Raw genomic sequence first — 15890 nt, 5'->3', positions numbered from 1 at the left:
CATGATCCTTTACGGAACCAATCCGATTGCCTGGTCGAATGATGACGACCAGAGCCTCGGCGCTGATATTTCGCTGGAAACCTGCCTGTCCGAAACCGCCGCAATCGGCTTTGACGGCATCGAGAAGGGCCACAAATTCCCAACCGATCCGGAGGCCCTTTCGGCGGTGCTCAACGCCCACGGCCTGAAATTCGTGTCCGGTTGGCACTCGCTGAACCTGCTCGTCCATTCGGTGGAAGACGAGAAGGCGGCAATCCGTCCGCATCTCGATCTTTTGAAGTCGCAAGGCTCGAAGGTCTGCATCGTCTGCGAAACCTCGAATGCGATCCACGGCAATGACGCTGTGGCGCTTGGCAAGCGCCCGGTGCTTGACGATGACGCCTGGGAAGACTTCGCCCGCAAGCTCGACGCCATCGCGGCCTACTGCGCCGAAGACGGCATCGCGCTGGTCTATCACCACCACATGGGCACCATCGTTCAAAGCGAACAAGAAATCGACCGGCTGATGGCACTGACGGGAGCGGATGTGCATCTGCTTCTGGATACCGGGCATGCGGCCTTTGGCGGCGGCGATCCTGTGGCGCTCGCCCGCCGCCATATGAGCCGCGTCGCCCATATCCACGCCAAGAATGTGCGCGGCGCGATCATGCGGCAGGTGGCGGACGAGGGGCTGAGCTTTCTCGAAGGCGTGCGGCGCGGCGTCTTTACCGTTCCGGGCGATGACGAGGGGATTGTCGACTTTGTGTCGGTGCTGAAGGTCGCCGCCGAACACGGCTATTCCGGCTGGGTCGTGATCGAGGCCGAACAGGACCCTGCGGTGCGCAACCCCTTCCGGTATCAGAGCATGGGACTGAACGCGCTGAAGGCGGCGGCGCTTGAGGCCGGCCTGCGATAACGAAACGACGAGGAGACGACAGCGATGAGCCGACTACTGGTCAAACCCATGGGAACCCGCGGCAAGGTTCATGACATCACACCCGAAAGCGCCGGCTGGGGCTATGTCGGCTTCCGGCTTTATCGCCTCTCGGCGGGCGAAAGCGTTTCCGAGGAAACCGGCGACCGCGAGGTGATACTCGTGCTTGTGGAAGGCAAGGCGGAAATTTCCGGTGCCGGCGAAGACTTCGGCAGGCTTGGCAAGCGCATGAATGTGTTCGAGCGCGAAAAACCGGCCGCCGTCTATGTGCCCGATCACAGCGACTGGTCCGCCACGGCTGCAACCGACTGCACGCTGGCCGTCTGCTCGGCGCCGGGCAAGGGCGGACACAAGGCGCAGGTGATCGACGATATCGGGCTGGAAGAACGCGGCAAGGGCTCAAACACGCGCTTCATCCATCCGATTGCGATGGAGGATCGTGATATCGCCGACAGCCTGCTGGTGACGGAGGTGTTCACGCCGGCCGGCAACTGGTCGTCCTACCCGCCGCACCGGCATGACGAGGATAATTTTCCCGAGATGACCTATCTGGAGGAGACCTATTATCACCGTCTGAACCCGCCACAGGGCTTCGGCTTCCAGCGGGTGTTCACCGAGGACGGCGAGCTGGACGAGACCATGGCCGTGCATGACGGCGACGTGGTGCTGGTGCCGAAGGGCCATCACCCCTGCGGCGCGCCCCATGGCTACGAGATGTATTATCTGAACGTGATGGCCGGGCCGATGCGCAAATGGCGCTTCAAAAACCATCCCGATCACGACTGGATTGCGCAACAGCAGAAATGACGGTTGTCATGGCGCGCAGTTGATTGTGGCCGGTGATCGCCGATAATGGATAAAGTGAATCACCACGCATAGGTTTTCCCGTGCCATCTCCTCTGCTTCTCCGCCTGCGGCTGGCAGCGCTGGTCGTTGGCGTTTTCCTGGTCGGCGCGAATTCCTTTATTCTCGGGCCGATCCTTGCCGATGTCGCCGTGACGCTGAAAACGGAACCGGTTGCCGTGGCGCGGGCGATCTCCGCCTTTGGCGGCGCTGCTGCCTTCTCGGCCTTTTTCCTGTCCGGGCTGATTGACCGCTATGCCATGCGGCCAGTGCTGGCCGGTTCCGCCTTTTTGCTCATGGGCGGCTTTGCCGGTTCGGCGCTCAGCCATAGCTGGCAGGCGCTTTCCGTGTTTCAGGCGCTGGCAGGCATTGCCACCGGCGTGCTGTTGCCGGCGATCTATTCGGAGGCCGTACGCTCGGCGCCCGAGGGGCAGGGAACGCGTGTCTTCGGCCTTGTCCTGTCCGGCTGGTCGATTGCGCTGATCGTCGGCGTGCCGCTTTCGGCCCTGCTCAGCGATGTGCTCGACTGGCGTCTGGCCTATGGTGTTCTTGCCTTGCTGGCCGGACTGGCCTGTGTGGTCTTCGCCGCCACGGCTGACAGGCAAGCACCGGTGCAAAGCGGTGAGAGCCACAGCCGCCGCGCGGTGATCCGTGTCCGCGGCGTCATCAGCATGCTTGCGACCGGCTTTCTGTTCATGACGGTGTTTTACGGCACCTATGCGATTCTTGGCCTTCGAATGCGCGATATGCTTGGCATCAGCGCGTCTGCCGCCAGCCTTGCGGTGATGGCCTATGGCGTCGGTTTCGGTCTTGGCGGCGCTCTGGCGCGCCATGTCGACCGGATCGGGCCGGCAAAAGTGTTTCCCCTGTTTCTGGCCGGATCGGGACTGGTCTATCTGTCACTTGCTCTGGCGACCCGGTCTTTCTGGCTGTCGCTTCTGGCGACGTTCCTGCTCGGCATCTTCAACCATTTCGGCCTGAACCTGACCGTGCTGCTGCTGGCGCTGCGCAAGCCGGAAGCGCGCGGCACGCTGATCGGCCTGAACACCACCGCCACCTATATTGCCGTGTTCGTCGGACCGCTGCTGATGAGCGCGCTCTATGCGGGGATCGGGTTTGGGGCAGTCAGCCTCTCCGCTTTCGTCCTGCTGGCGGTCTGCGTTGCTCTGATGTGGCGGCTCAGCAAGGCCGATGCCGCTCAGTGAAGTTCGCGCGAGATCGGCGCGCCGACCGAAAAATCGGTAAAACGCACTTTCAGGCCGGCCCGTTCCGGTGTGCACGCCGTCATGCCAACAAAGGCATCGGCTGAAGGGAAGGGGCAAAGCCGCGCCATCTGCCACTGGCCGTCGCCCAGATGAAACTGCACCCGCACAGCGTCGTCATGCCGGGTGATGCGGATCGAGACCGGCGTTTGCGGATTTGCGTCATGCAGTGGAATGACCGACCAGTCGGACACGTCGCGGGTGACGACGGTGGAAAAATGCATCAGCCCGTCGGTGAATTCGATGCCCGCCTTGATCCAGTGGGTTTCATCGATGCGCAGCATCAGCCCGGCCTGATCGTAAAGCGTCTCGTATGCGGCGGTCATGGTCGCGCTGGCGGAAAAGTCGCCGGAGACCGGCGCAAGATAGGCATGGCCGCTGTCGCGGGTGAAACCGTAAAACGTCCTGCGCCAGAAATCGGTGGCCTTGTCCGTCACCAGCTCCAGCGTATCGCCCTTTGCCGTCCATTCCGCCGGTTCGTTGAGCCAGGTCGCCATCGCATGTCCCCCATTGTGCAGAAATTCTATTCCGGCAGGCGATAGTCCTTCAGCCTGTCTTCCCGGAAAACGAAAAGCTTGCCGCTTTCCTGATAATCGGGCCTGGTCAGCGGCACGATCTTTGCGGCGACCTCGCTTGGATGCGGCAGCGTCATCGGGTCTTCGCCGGGGGCAGCCTGCGCGCGCATGGCGGTGCGGGTGCGGCCGGGATCGAAATTGGTAACCTTGATCGGCGTGTGGGCGGTTTCGCCTGCCCATGTCCGCCCCAGCACCTCGACCGCGGATTTGGAGGCGGCATAGGCGCCCCAGAAGGGCCGGCATGTGTGGGCAACGCCCGAGGAAATCAGCACGGCGCGTCCGGCATCGGATTGCAGCAGCAACGGTTCCAGCGACCGGATCAGCCGCCATGTGGCGGTCACGTTCACGGCCATCACCTGTTCGAAAACCTTGGCCTCCAGATGGGCCAGCGGCGAGACCACGCCGAGCACTCCGGCATTGGCAACCATGATGTCGAGCTTGCCCCAGCGCTTGAAGATCGAGCCGCCAAGACGGTCGATGGCGCCCATGTCGGCAAGATCCATCGGCACCAGCGTTGCCGAGCCGTTGCCGTCGGCCTTGATCGCATCATCGAGTTCTTCGAGACCGCCGACCGTGCGCGCGCAGGCAATCACATGCGCGCCCTGTTGCGCCAGCGCCAGCGCGGTGAAATAGCCGATGCCGCGCGATGCGCCGGTCACGACCGCCAGACGGTTTTCGAGTGTCTTGCTCATGATGCGTCCCCCCTCCGGTTTGTTCAGGCTCAGCCGTTGCCGGCCAGAAGCTCGATCTTGGAAAATTCGCCCTCATGCTCCTTGTCGAGCAGGCGGGTCGGATAATCCCCGGTGAACTGGTGATCGGTGAACTGCGGCAGGGCATTGTTCCGCTTCTCGCCGCCGACGGCCATGTAGAGCCCGTCGATCGACAGGAATTCCAGCGAATCGGCGCCGATGAACTTGCACATGTCGGCCAGCGTTTCGTGGTTGTTGGCCAGAAGCTTGTCCCGGTCCGGCGTATCGATGCCGTAGAAATCGGAATAGTAGATCATCGGGCTGGCAACGCGGATGTGGACTTCCTTCGCACCGGCCTCGCGCAGCATCTGCACGATTTTCACCGAGGTCGTGCCGCGCACGATGGAATCATCGATCAGAACAACACGGGCGCCGGAGATTACGGCCCGATTGGCCGAGTGCTTCAGCTTGACGCCGAAGGCGCGGATCTGCTGCGTCGGCTCGATGAAGGTGCGCCCGACATAATGGTTGCGGATGATGCCGAGTTCGAAGGGAATGCCGCTCTCCTGCGCATAGCCGATGGCCGCCGGCGTGCCGCCGTCGGGCACCGGCACGACGACATCGGCTTTCACCGGTGCTTCCTGCGCCAGGTTGATGCCCATGTTCTTGCGCGTCTGGTAGACATTGCGGCCGCCGACGATGGAATCGGGACGGGCGAAATAGACATATTCGAACAGGCACAGCCGTTCGGGCTGTTTCAGCGCGGGCTTGCGCGAATCGATGGAAATCGAGCCGTCCGGCTGCTCTTCGCAGATGATGACCTCGCCGTTTTCAACGTCGCGCACGAATTTCGCGCCGATGATGTCGAGCGCGCAGGTCTCCGAACAGAAGATCGGCTTGCCGTCCAGCTCGCCCATCACCAGCGGGCGGATGCCGGTGGGGTCGCGCGCGGCGATCAGCTTTGTGCGGGTCATGGCGATCATCGAATAGCCGCCTTCCATCTGGCTGATGGCATCGATGAACCGGTCCGACGATGTCTTGGCGCGCGACCGGGCGATCAGATGCAGAACAACCTCGGTATCCGAGGTCGATTGACAGATCGCACCGTCGGAAATCAGCTTGCGCCGCATGAACAGGCCGTTGGTGAAATTGCCGTTATGGGCAATGGCGATGCCGCCGACGCCGAGTTCGGCAAAAAGCGGCTGGACATTGCGCAGCACCGTGCCGCCCGTGGTGGAATAGCGCACATGGCCCATCGCCATCGAGCCCCTGAGGCTCTCCAGCATGGCCGGGTCGGTATAATGGTCGCCGACGAGGCCGAGATGGCGTTCGGAGCGGAACTGCTGACCGTCATAGGAGACGATGCCGGCGGCTTCCTGTCCGCGATGCTGAAGCGCATGCAGGCCCAGCGCCGTCAGTGCGGCTGCGTCGGGGTGGCCCAGAACGCCGAAAACGCCGCATTCCTCGTGCAGCGTATCGTCATCAAGGCTGAAATCATCATGATCGTCAAAACAGGTGTTCATCGCATGATCCGCAATTGGCTGGGGCAGGGCTGGTCTGAAAGCAGGGTTTTCAGACTACATGTCATTGGGCCGGAAATCCGGCGGAAATTTCAAAATTACGTTACCATCGACCATTGCCAGCAGCTGCGTCTCATCGCGACCGCGGTAGGTTTGCAATTCTCCGCCGCCGGGCAGATAGGATTCCAGCTTGGCGGCAAGCATGTCGAGCGCCGGCTTGGACTTCGCATTCCTGATCCAGTCGGGGCTTTGCGCATCGCCGACCAACCAGTTCCAGAACGCCACGGCGACAGCCAGAATCAGCACGCCGCGCACCAGCCCGAAAACAAAACCGAGCGAACGATCAAGCACGCCGGCCCGGCTGTCGATAATATAGTCCGCAAAACGCGTGGTCACCAGTGAAAGAAGCACGAGAGCGATCAGAAAAACGATCGCGAAGGCGCCGGCCATGGCCAGGCGCGCATCACCGAGAAAGCCCTCAAGGCTCGGTGCGAGCCAGGGATAGGCAAAATAGGCGATAACCGCCGACAATCCCCAGGCGAGAAGCGACAGGATTTCCCGTGAAAAGCCGCGCACCATGGCAAGTAAGGCCGAAAACAGAACAACGCCGACAACAATCAGATCGAACAGGGTTAGTGGCATGCATTGCTCCGCTTTTCGTGGGGGGATAAGCCCACACCTGCGACCGATCGGTTCCTCTGGCGGACAGATCAGTCGCTGTCATCCGATACCATCTCCGGTCTGCGGCCGGCGATATCGGCCACAAGTTCCGGTAGAGATTCCAGTCCTTTTAACCCGTTTACATTCGCTGACGCAATTTCTGCCGAACCGGCCGGCAGAGCCGCACGCGAAAACCCGAGTTTTGACGCTTCCTTCAGTCGCTGAGCGGCGTGGGTGACCGGCCGTATGGCGCCTGAAAGACTGACTTCGCCGAAATAGACACAATCGACCGGGAGAGCAAGTCCGACAAGTGATGAAATCAGGGCTGCCGCCACCGCAAGATCGGCGGCCGGTTCGGTGATGCGATAGCCGCCGGCGATGTTGAGATAGACATCGTGATTGCCGAGCCGAACCCCGCAATGGGCTTCCAGAACCGCCAGGATCATGGAAAGTCTGGCCGAATCCCAGCCGACGACGGCGCGGCGCGGCGTGCCGAGCGATGTCGGCGCGACAAGGGCCTGCACCTCCACCAGAACCGGCCGCGTGCCCTCCATGCCGGCGAAAACAGCAGCCCCCGGTGCCTTGTCGTTGCGTTCGCCCAGGAACAGTTCCGACGGATTGGCAACCTCGCGCAGGCCGGTGTCGCCCATCTCGAACACGCCGATCTCGTCTGTCGGGCCGAATCGGTTTTTGACGGTCCGCAGGATACGGTAGTGGTGGCCGCGCTCGCCCTCGAAATAGAGCACGGCGTCGACCATGTGCTCGACCACGCGGGGACCGGCGATCTGGCCTTCCTTGGTGACATGGCCGACCAGCACCATGGCGGTTCCGGTCTGCTTGGCAAACCGGATCATCGCCTGCACCCCGGTGCGCACCTGCGTTACCGTGCCGGGCGCGGCCTCGGCCTGATCCGACCACAGCGTCTGGATCGAATCGATGATCACCAGATCGGGGCGGGGGCCTTCGGCGAGCGTTGCCAGAATGTCCTCGACATTGGTTTCGGCGGCAAGCAGGACCTCGGCATTCGCCGCGCCAAGGCGTTTTGCGCGCAGGCGCACCTGGGCGATGGCCTCTTCGCCGGAAACATAGATCACGCGCTGGTTCTGGCGGGCAAGGGCTGCTGCGGCCTGCATCAGGATCGTGGATTTGCCGATACCCGGATCGCCGCCGACAAGCACGGCCGAGCCGCGCACGAAACCGCCGCCCGTTACCCGGTCGAGTTCGGCCATCCGGCTGGCAATGCGGGGGGCTTCCTCGCTTTCGCCATCCAGCGTCACAAGCGCGACGGGACGGCCCTTTTTCGGCGCGCGGGCCGGGCCGCCGCCGATACCGGCCGTCGGGTTTTCCTCGACGATCGTGTTCCAGGCGCCGCAGGCATCGCAACGGCCCGCCCAGCGGGGATGGATGCTGCCGCAATTCTGGCAGATGAACTGGGTTTTCGGTTTGGCCAAGGTCTCTTCTTTGTCCGGAAAAACGCGTCAGTCCGGCTGGATATAACGGCGACGGTAGCGCAAGCCAAGGGCGGTCAGCAATTCATAACCGATCGTGCCGGCTGCTGCGGCCGCTTCGTCCAGCGGAAGGTTGGGGCCGATGAGTTCGATATAGTCGCCGACCCGTATCGCGCCTTCGGGAACATCCGTCACATCATAAACGGTCATGTCCATGGTGATGCGCCCGGCAATCGGCACCTTGTAGCCGGCGACAGAACCGTAACCGCCGGCGCTGACGGCATCACGCAACGGAACGCCGGAGCCGGAGAGCGACCGGTGGTAGCCGTCCGCATAGCCCGACGCTGCAATTGCAAGCCGGCTGTCGCGGCCAAGCTTGCAGGTTGCCCCGTAACTCACCGTCGTACCGGCCCGGGCTTCGCGAATTTGAACGATACGGGCCTCGGCCGTTGCCGCCGGGCGCAGCCGTTTCGAGGTGCCGGCCTGCGAATCGCCGCCGTAAAGCGCAATGCCGGGCCGGGTGAGGTCGAAATGATAGTCCGATCCAAGGAAAATGCCGGCAGAGGCCGACAGACTGGTCTCCACGCCCTCGAAGGCGGATGCGGCGATCCGGAACCATTCCAGCTGCGCCTTGTTCATCGGCGAGGCCGGATCATCGCCGCAGGCGAGATGCGAGAGAATGAGGACCGGCTCGAAACTCGCCGGCCGCGAGACATCGCCGGCCAGCGCCAGTGCTTCCTCCACCGTCAGGCCAAGCCGGTTGAAACCGGTGTCGATCTGGAGCGCGCACGGATAATCGCCGAATTCGGCAACAGCTGCGAAGAAGAAGGAAAGCTGTTCGCTGCTGGCAAGGACCGGGACGAGGTCGTTTTCGAAAAACACTTCCTCCGTGCCGGGCCACATGCCGGAAAGCACAAAGATGCGGGCATCCGGCGCAAACCGTCTGAGCGTTGCGCCTTCTTCCGGAACGGCGACGAAAAAATCCGCCGCACCCGCGCCATAAAGCGCCTCGCCGACATCCTCGATGCCGAGGCCGTAGCCATCGGCCTTGACCACGGCGGCCGTTCGCGCCCGGCCGGAAAGCGCACGCATGGTCTTCCAGTTGCTCACGATGGCGCCGAGATCAATCGTCAGACGGGCAGCCGCCGCCTCGAAGGGGATTTCCCCCTCCGCAAGCGTTTCTTCAACAGGTTCATTCGAAAAATCAGACATGAAATCGCCGTTTGTTGCAAAATTTTGGCGATTATAGCGTGTTCACGCCGTGTCGCCCATGCCTATTCGTCAAAGCTGGAGTAGGACGGATCGGCAAGATCCGCAAAGCGCGTGTAGGCGGCCTGGAAGGCGAGGTTGGCGGTGCCTGTCGGTCCGTGACGCTGCTTGGCGATGATCACGTCGGCGGTTCCGCGCACCTTCTCGTATTTCATCTTCCACTCGTCATAGGCCGGATCGTCCGGATCGCGCGGTTCGAGGTTCTGGACGTAATATTCCTCACGATAAACGAACAGCACCACGTCCGCGTCCTGCTCGATCGAACCCGATTCGCGAAGGTCGGAAAGCTGCGGGCGCTTGTCGTCGCGGTTTTCTACCTGACGGGAAAGCTGGGAAAGGGCGATGATCGGAACGTTCAGCTCCTTGCCCAGCGCTTTCAGGCCGGTGGTGATTTCGGTCACCTCCTGCACACGGTTGTCGCCGGCCTTTTTCGAGCCCGTCATCAGCTGCACATAGTCGACCACCAGCAGATCAAGCCCGCGCTGGCGCTTCAGCCGCCGCGCGCGGGCGGAAAGCTGGGCAATGGAGATGCCGCCGGTCTGGTCGATGTAGAGCGGCACTTTCTGCATGGTCTGCGAGCAGGCGACCAGCTTGTCGAAATCGGCTTCGGTGATATCGCCGCGCCTGATCTTGGAGGACGACACTTCCGTCTGCTCGGAAATGATACGGGTGGCGAGCTGTTCGCCGGACATTTCGAGCGAGTAGAAGGCGACAACGCCGCCCTGTTTCGCCTCGATCGTGCCATCGGGCAGCACTTCCGGCTCGTAGGCCGAGGCGACATTCCAGGCGATATTGGTCGCAAGCGAGGTCTTGCCCATGCCCGGACGGCCGGCAAGGATGATCAGGTCGGAGCGCTGCAACCCGCCCATCTTGGCATCGAGCGTGTTGAGGCCCGTCGAGATGCCGGAGAGATGGCCGTCGCTCTCAAACGCCTTGCTGGCCATGTCGATGGCGATAGTCACCGCGTTTTCGAAGGACTGGAACCCGCCTTCGTAGCGACCGGTTTCAGCCAGCGCGAACAGCTTGCGCTCGGTGTCCTCGATCTGCTCGGACGGCGGCAGGTCGATCGGCGCTTCATAGGCGGTGTTGACGATATCCTCGCCGATTTCGATCAGCTGACGCCGGAGCGCCAGATCGTAGATCGTGCGGCCGTAATCCTCGGCATTGATGATGGTAACGGCTTCGGCGGCCAGCCGCGCGAGATATTGCGCCACCGTCAGGTCCCCGACCTTCATGTCGGAGGGCAGATGGGTCTTCAGCGTGATGGTGTTGGCGATCTTGTCCATGCGGATCGTATCGCCGGCCAGTTCATAGATCTTGCGATGCAGCGGCTCGTAGAAGTGCTCGGGCTTCAGAAAGTCGGAAACGCGGTAGAAGGCGCTGTTGTTGACGAGGATGGCGCCCAGAAGGGCCTGTTCGACTTCCAGATTGTTCGGCGCTTCACGCCCCTGCGGGGCACCGGATGCCTGGAACGAAAGGGACGGCGCAATGTCATTCATGGTTGATCTTTTCCGAAGGTCTGAAAACGGTTCGCTGGAGCATAGACGATTGAGGCTGCAAACACACCCGCTGCCACATCACACGCGGGTTCTCAACATCAATTCACAGGTCATCGGCATTGTTCAGCGTCAAATGGCGCCAAACGGGCCAGGCATCTTGACACGAATCGACACCGGCCAATCTCACGATAGCACAAAAATGCCCGGCCTCCTGTGAGAGACCGGGCACAAACATGTCGAAAGCAGGAGACGCCGATCAGGCGTTCTTGTCTTCCTCTTCGCCGTCTTCCTCAGCGGAAGCTTCGGTTTCTTCTTCCTCGTCGTCGAGGTCGTAGTCGGCATCGGGGTTGAAGAAGTCTTCCGGACGCAGGGCGTCTTCGTCGACACCGTAGATGGCGTCGGCGGAGGTGAGGTCTTCACCCTTGAGCTGACGTTCGGCTTCTTCGGCCGTACGGGCAACGTTCAGTTCGACAGTGACATAGACTTCGGCGTGAAGCTGGATTTCGACCCGGTGCAGACCGACGGTCTTGATCGGGTGGTTGAGGACAACCTGGTTGCGGGAAATCGTGAAGCCTTCGTCGCCGAGGATTTCAACGATATCGCGGGTGGCAACCGAACCGTAGAGCTGACCGGTTTCGCCGGCGGAGCGGACAACGATGAAGGACTTGCCGTCCAGCGTGTCGGCAATCTTCTGGGCTTCGTTGCGGCGCTCGAGGTTGCGGGCTTCAAGCACGGCGCGCTCGGCTTCGAAACGGGCCTTGTTGGCGTCGTTGGCGCGCAGTGCACGGCCGGTCGGCAGCAGGTAGTTACGGGCATAGCCATCGCGAACCTTGACGGTTTCGCCCATCTGGCCAAGCTTGGCGATGCGTTCAAGCAGAATTACTTCCATGGGTTGTTCCTTTCATTGTCGTCATCGTTCGGCGGTGTTGCATCCGGTGAAAGGGCAATGGCCCGCCGTGTGTCAAGAAGACCCATCACCACAAAGATCAGGGCCGGGAAGGTGAAAATCAGCGAAAGATAGGAGAGGATGATAACCGGCACTGCCCAGCTCTTGCCGCGCGCGGCAAGGTGCATGCGGGCAAGGCCGGCCAGAAGAAAGCCGCCGCCGAATGCGCCGAGGCAGGCTGCTCCCACCAGTGCTATGGTTCCACCGAAGAAGGTTGCAACAAGCGCTGCAAGAAAAACGAAGATGGCATTGCGGTGCATGCGCAGCGACTGGGCGACATCCTCGCGCGGCCGGCTCGTCAGGCCCGAGGAAATCACGATCCGGGTCGCGAAATGATAGGCCACGAACAGCAGGATGACCGAGGTTGCGCCCTGAACGATCGGCAGCATCACCACGAACATCGACTTGAACTGGGCAATCAGCGCGGCATCGTTTGCAATTTCCGGGTTCTGCACCGTCAGCGCTTCGATGAAGGCGTCGATCAGTTCGCCGGTGGCATCGGGGCCATAACCGGCAACGACGCCGAGGATGATCAGCGCCAGCGTGATGATGGCGCACAGATGCAGCAGCAGGTCGGACAGTGGATACCATGCCGTCAGCCCGTCGGGGCCGCCGATTTCGCTTGCCGGACGCGCCAGATTGCCGAGATGGCTGAGCCAGCCGGCCGGCACCAGTGTGATGGCAAGCGTGTAAAGCGCGAAAAACGGAGAAACGACGAGGGCGCCGAGACCGCCGGCGACAACAATCGCGGCGAGGGCGGCAAAATTGCCCCAGCCAAGGCCGGCAATCAGGATCGGAAGGGCGGAGGCGGCCGACAGCAGCGTTGAAAACAGCGCATTGAAACTCGCCGCGTAAGCAAGCATGAAGCCCGCAACGCCGGCAAGCGCGCCAATCAGCAATGTCTTTGCATCAAGTGTTTTCATCCGCTGTCCTGCCCTGCGAGCAGTTAGAGAAGGCTGCCGTGTGTGCCGTTCTCAACCTGGGTTTTATTTATGAGGCTGCTGCGCGCCCACCGCGCCGGAGCCAATCTCGATTGTGTCATGCTCGGGCTTGACCCGAGCATCCATGCCCTCCGGAGAACCTCACCTGGATCCTCGGGTCAGGCCCGAGGATGACGCAGAGAATGAGGAGGGCGAGGGGCGCGAAAGCCTGCCCCGCCCACCGGAATCTTTAGGAAACGACGTAAGGCAGAAGGCCGAGGAAGCGGGCGCGCTTGATGGCGCGGGCGAGTTCACGCTGCTTCTTCTGGCTGACGGCCGTGATACGGGAAGGAACGATCTTGCCGCGCTCGGAAATGTAGCGCTGCAGCAGACGAACGTCCTTGTAGTCGATCTTCGGAGCGTTGGCGCCGGAGAAGGGGCAGGTCTTGCGACGACGGTTGAACGGACGACGCGTCGGGATGGAGGCGATAGCTACCATGATAAAAACTCCTTAATCTCGCAATCAGCTGCGCGGACGACGATCGCCGCGGTCACCACGGTTGTCGCGGCCGCCATCGCGGCGCGGACGGTCGTCGCGGTCACGCTTCTGCATCATCGCGGACGGGCCTTCCTCGTGTGCGTCGACCTTGATGGTCATGTAACGCAGGATGTCCTCGTTGATGCGCATCTGGCGTTCCATTTCGTGGATCGCTGCAGCCGGCGCGTCGATGTCCATCAGCGCGTAATGCGCCTTGCGGTTCTTGCGGATACGGTAGGTGAGGGACTTCAGGCCCCAGTTCTCGATACGGCCAACCGAGCCGCCATGCTCTTCGATCAGTCCCTTGTACTGCTCGACGATGCCGTCAACCTGCTGCGCCGTGATGTCCTGACGGGCCAGGAACACGTGTTCATAAAGTGCCATGTTGAATTGCCTTTCTTGCATTTACCCTTGTTCCGGACCTCGGCGGCTAAGCCTCAACGACTGCTCCTGGAGGGCAAGGCCCGGCAAGAAAAGCGTTTGATCGAGACGGTCGAGAGCGGCGACACGGGAGGCGGGCATACTTTACATGCCAGACGGTTTGCGGCGGGAAACAAAGCGTTGCCCAAACCCGAAACCGGCCCTCCGTTCAGCCACCAGCCTGAAGACCGGACCTTTGGATTGGCGTGCTTATACGCATTTTTGGCGGGATTGCAAGGGATAATGCAATGTTTAGCTCTCGCTTCGCCCCACACCGATGGGTAACGTGCAAAATGTTCAAACGAAGGCCATTTATATGCAAAATCGAGGTAAGGAGATCATTTCGTGGAAGAAGATGTTTGGCAAAGTTTGCTTAATTTAGAAAGTCGAGACAGAGTTAGCGACTGCTTCGAAACGATTCATTCAAGAAGTTTAAACGCGAGAAGAGCCAAAGAAATTATAGCTTCGGCTCGGCAAGGACGTGAATATTTCAAAAGTGCCTCGACAGCCTCTTTTGCTGTGCGCCCACTTCTCGCGTTTTATGGGGTTGCATCCCTTTGTCGTTGCCTGACACTGTTGTTTCGCAAGGTTTCTGGAGAGGAGGGATTAACACAGGGGCACGGGTTGGAAACGGTGAAGTGGCCGGCTATTCTTTCCGGCGACATATCGGTGGCGTTGGCCGCTGTTGGGACGCTTCGCGTGCGAACATGTGGGGGGCTGTTTTCTGACCTTGTTGCCGCTACTCGCCCATACTCCGTACTGAATATTTACGATGACATCCTGCACCTACCGGTGGATGGCGAGATAAAGCGACGGGGAATTGAGATATCGTTTGATGATATTCTCGAAAGACTTCCCGATTTATATGGTGCACAATCAAGATTTGGAACTCGCGTCAAAGAGTTTCGTTACTCACCGGTATCTGGGGCCGAAATCTCTGTTTTTGCCACATCTGATCATCCTGTTTGTGTTGAATATTCAAATGCAGGATTTAAGTGCTCTGAGGAAGACAACCCCTATGATGATAATTCAAAGATATCAATTTTGAGGATTGATGAAGCTGGTTTTAGAGCGTGTCTTCCGCAAATATTAGACACTCGAGTTAAGCGCACTATGGGCAATTACCCAAGCCCTCATTTGGTATCGAGGTTCTCCAAGGAAAATTGGTTATCACAGATATCGGTAACATACATAACCTCATATATGCTAGGAATGTTGGCCAGATATTTCCCCACCCATTGGAGTGCTTTGATGGGAGGTGAGAAGGGGGATGGGATTTGGCCAGATATAAATGCCGCGCAGAGATACATTGAAGTCGCGTTGCCAGAGTTGGTACTGGATGCAGTCAACAATGCTTTGTTCATGTCCGAAAAGAAACACGACAAGCCTGAAATGTAGGTTTCGATGTTCTAAAATGGGTTGTTTGTTCATTGAGTTAAATTTTAACTAGCTAAACCAACGCCCAGATATACCCCGCATAAGCCACCAGCATCACCACACCCGTCGCCCTGTGAAACTTCGGCGCAAAAAACAGCATCGCCGCGAAGAACACGCTCGCAGCCAGCATCACCGGCACGTCCAGGGTGGCAAAGCCATTGGATACCGGTAGCGGGGCGATGACTGCGGTGGCGCCGAGGATGCAGAGGGTGTTGAAGATGCAGGAGCCGGTGACATTGCCGATGGCGACATCGGAGTGGCGTCTGGTGGCGGCGACGACGGCGGTGGCCAGTTCCGGCAGGCTGGTGCCGAGGGCGACGACGGTCAGCCCGATCACGGCATCGGAAACGCCGAAGTGGACGGCAAGTTCGGTGGCGCCGCGAATCAGGAATTCCGCGCCGAAGAGCAGGATGATGAGCCCGGCAATGATCAGAAGCGCCATCTTCCAGACCGGCATGGCGTTGGTATCGACGTCCACGTCGTCATCGAGGGCGGCCCCGGTTTTGCGCGCCCACATGTAGGTGCGCAGCAGATAGAGTGCGAGCAGGGCCAGAAGGGCCAGCCCGGCAATACGGTCGATCACATCATACTGGACCAGGAAAAACAGGAAGACGGCGGAGGCGACCATGGTCGCCGCATCACGCCTGACGCTGCGGTCCCACCCGGAAATCGGGAAGATCACGGCCGCCGTGCCGACAATCAGCAGAATATTGGCAATGTTGGAGCCGACGACGTTGCCGAGCGCGATGCCGGGCGCGCCGGACAGTGCTGCGCGCACCGAGACCAGAAGTTCCGGCAGCGAGGTTCCGAAACCGACAATCACCAGAGACGCGACAAGCGGAGAAATGCCGATGCGCCGGGCCGTGGCGACCGCGCCGCTCACCAGCCATTCAGCACCGAAATAAAGGCCGAGGAGACCGAGCGTAACGTAGATGTAATCCAATTCCGGTC

General features: G+C 60.7%; 16 protein-coding genes. 4 read left to right on the top strand and 12 right to left on the bottom strand.

What is annotated here, in order from left to right; genetic code table 11:
• Window position 1: 1 nt before the first annotated feature.
• From iolE to ABID12_RS18510, 3 genes are all read left to right on the top strand, one after another.
• Window positions 2–895: a myo-inosose-2 dehydratase gene (iolE, locus tag ABID12_RS18520; protein ID WP_354435581.1), complete on the top strand. Its 894-nt coding sequence runs from the start codon at window positions 2–4 to the stop codon at window positions 893–895.
• A gap of 24 nt (window positions 896–919) precedes the next feature.
• Window positions 920–1720, top strand: a complete 801-nt coding sequence (gene iolB / locus ABID12_RS18515) for a 5-deoxy-glucuronate isomerase (protein ID WP_354435580.1) — start codon at window positions 920–922, stop codon at window positions 1718–1720.
• Between the two features lie 80 nt (window positions 1721–1800).
• The gene (locus tag ABID12_RS18510; RefSeq protein ID WP_354435579.1) at window positions 1801–2961 is read left to right on the top strand and encodes an MFS transporter; all 1161 of its coding nucleotides are present in this window, start codon (window positions 1801–1803) and stop codon (window positions 2959–2961) included.
• Here ABID12_RS18510 and ABID12_RS18505 read toward each other — a convergent pair.
• The 11 genes from ABID12_RS18505 to rpsF all read right to left on the bottom strand — a co-directional run bounded on the left by ABID12_RS18505 (window position 2955) and on the right by rpsF (window position 13466).
• Window positions 2955–3515, bottom strand: a complete 561-nt coding sequence (locus ABID12_RS18505) for a DUF1349 domain-containing protein (protein WP_354435578.1) — start codon at window positions 3513–3515, stop codon at window positions 2955–2957. The two genes, ABID12_RS18510 and ABID12_RS18505, sit on opposite strands and share 7 nt — an antisense overlap.
• A gap of 26 nt (window positions 3516–3541) precedes the next feature.
• Window positions 3542–4285, bottom strand: coding sequence for an SDR family NAD(P)-dependent oxidoreductase (locus ABID12_RS18500; RefSeq protein WP_106312175.1), 744 nt, complete (start codon window positions 4283–4285; stop codon window positions 3542–3544).
• Window positions 4286–4314: 29 nt separating this feature from the next.
• The gene (gene purF / locus ABID12_RS18495; RefSeq protein WP_354435577.1) at window positions 4315–5805 is read right to left on the bottom strand and encodes an amidophosphoribosyltransferase; all 1491 of its coding nucleotides are present in this window, start codon (window positions 5803–5805) and stop codon (window positions 4315–4317) included.
• A 54-nt stretch (window positions 5806–5859) separates the two neighbouring features.
• On the bottom strand, window positions 5860–6444 hold the full coding sequence (locus ABID12_RS18490; protein ID WP_354435576.1) for a CvpA family protein: 585 nt from the start codon (window positions 6442–6444) through the stop codon (window positions 5860–5862).
• A 68-nt stretch (window positions 6445–6512) separates the two neighbouring features.
• Window positions 6513–7913: a DNA repair protein RadA gene (gene radA / locus ABID12_RS18485; protein ID WP_106312184.1), complete on the bottom strand. Its 1401-nt coding sequence runs from the start codon at window positions 7911–7913 to the stop codon at window positions 6513–6515.
• A gap of 27 nt (window positions 7914–7940) precedes the next feature.
• A complete protein-coding gene (gene alr, locus ABID12_RS18480) occupies window positions 7941–9122 on the bottom strand; it encodes an alanine racemase (RefSeq protein ID WP_354435575.1) in 1182 nt (393 codons plus the stop codon).
• A gap of 62 nt (window positions 9123–9184) precedes the next feature.
• Window positions 9185–10678 carry a replicative DNA helicase gene (locus ABID12_RS18475; RefSeq protein WP_106312190.1) on the bottom strand — a complete coding sequence of 498 codons (1494 nt, stop codon included), beginning with the start codon at window positions 10676–10678 and terminating at the stop codon, window positions 9185–9187.
• 256 nt (window positions 10679–10934) lie between these two features.
• Window positions 10935–11567: a 50S ribosomal protein L9 gene (rplI, locus tag ABID12_RS18470; protein WP_106312193.1), complete on the bottom strand. Its 633-nt coding sequence runs from the start codon at window positions 11565–11567 to the stop codon at window positions 10935–10937.
• On the bottom strand, window positions 11558–12547 hold the full coding sequence (locus tag ABID12_RS18465; protein ID WP_354435574.1) for a DUF2232 domain-containing protein: 990 nt from the start codon (window positions 12545–12547) through the stop codon (window positions 11558–11560). Before ABID12_RS18465 ends, rplI begins: the two co-directional genes overlap by 10 nt.
• Window positions 12548–12794: 247 nt before the next feature.
• The gene (gene rpsR, locus ABID12_RS18460; RefSeq protein WP_018062978.1) at window positions 12795–13043 is read right to left on the bottom strand and encodes a 30S ribosomal protein S18; all 249 of its coding nucleotides are present in this window, start codon (window positions 13041–13043) and stop codon (window positions 12795–12797) included.
• Window positions 13044–13067: 24 nt separating this feature from the next.
• Window positions 13068–13466: a 30S ribosomal protein S6 gene (rpsF, locus tag ABID12_RS18455; RefSeq protein WP_106312253.1), complete on the bottom strand. Its 399-nt coding sequence runs from the start codon at window positions 13464–13466 to the stop codon at window positions 13068–13070.
• A 381-nt stretch (window positions 13467–13847) separates the two neighbouring features.
• On the opposite strand from rpsF, the gene ABID12_RS18450 reads away from it, so the two are divergent.
• Window positions 13848–14900 carry a YaaC family protein gene (locus ABID12_RS18450; protein ID WP_354435573.1) on the top strand — a complete coding sequence of 351 codons (1053 nt, stop codon included), beginning with the start codon at window positions 13848–13850 and terminating at the stop codon, window positions 14898–14900.
• Between the two features lie 52 nt (window positions 14901–14952).
• Here ABID12_RS18450 and ABID12_RS18445 read toward each other — a convergent pair whose 3' ends face one another.
• On the bottom strand, window positions 14953–15882 hold the full coding sequence (locus ABID12_RS18445; protein ID WP_354435572.1) for a calcium/sodium antiporter: 930 nt from the start codon (window positions 15880–15882) through the stop codon (window positions 14953–14955).
• Between the last annotated feature and the right edge of the window lie 8 nt (window positions 15883–15890).

It is taken from the genome of Martelella mangrovi (genome assembly GCF_040545495.1).
Taxonomy (GTDB): Bacteria; Pseudomonadota; Alphaproteobacteria; order Rhizobiales; family Rhizobiaceae; genus Martelella; species Martelella mangrovi.
This window is presented reverse-complemented; position numbering and strand designations above follow the sequence as displayed.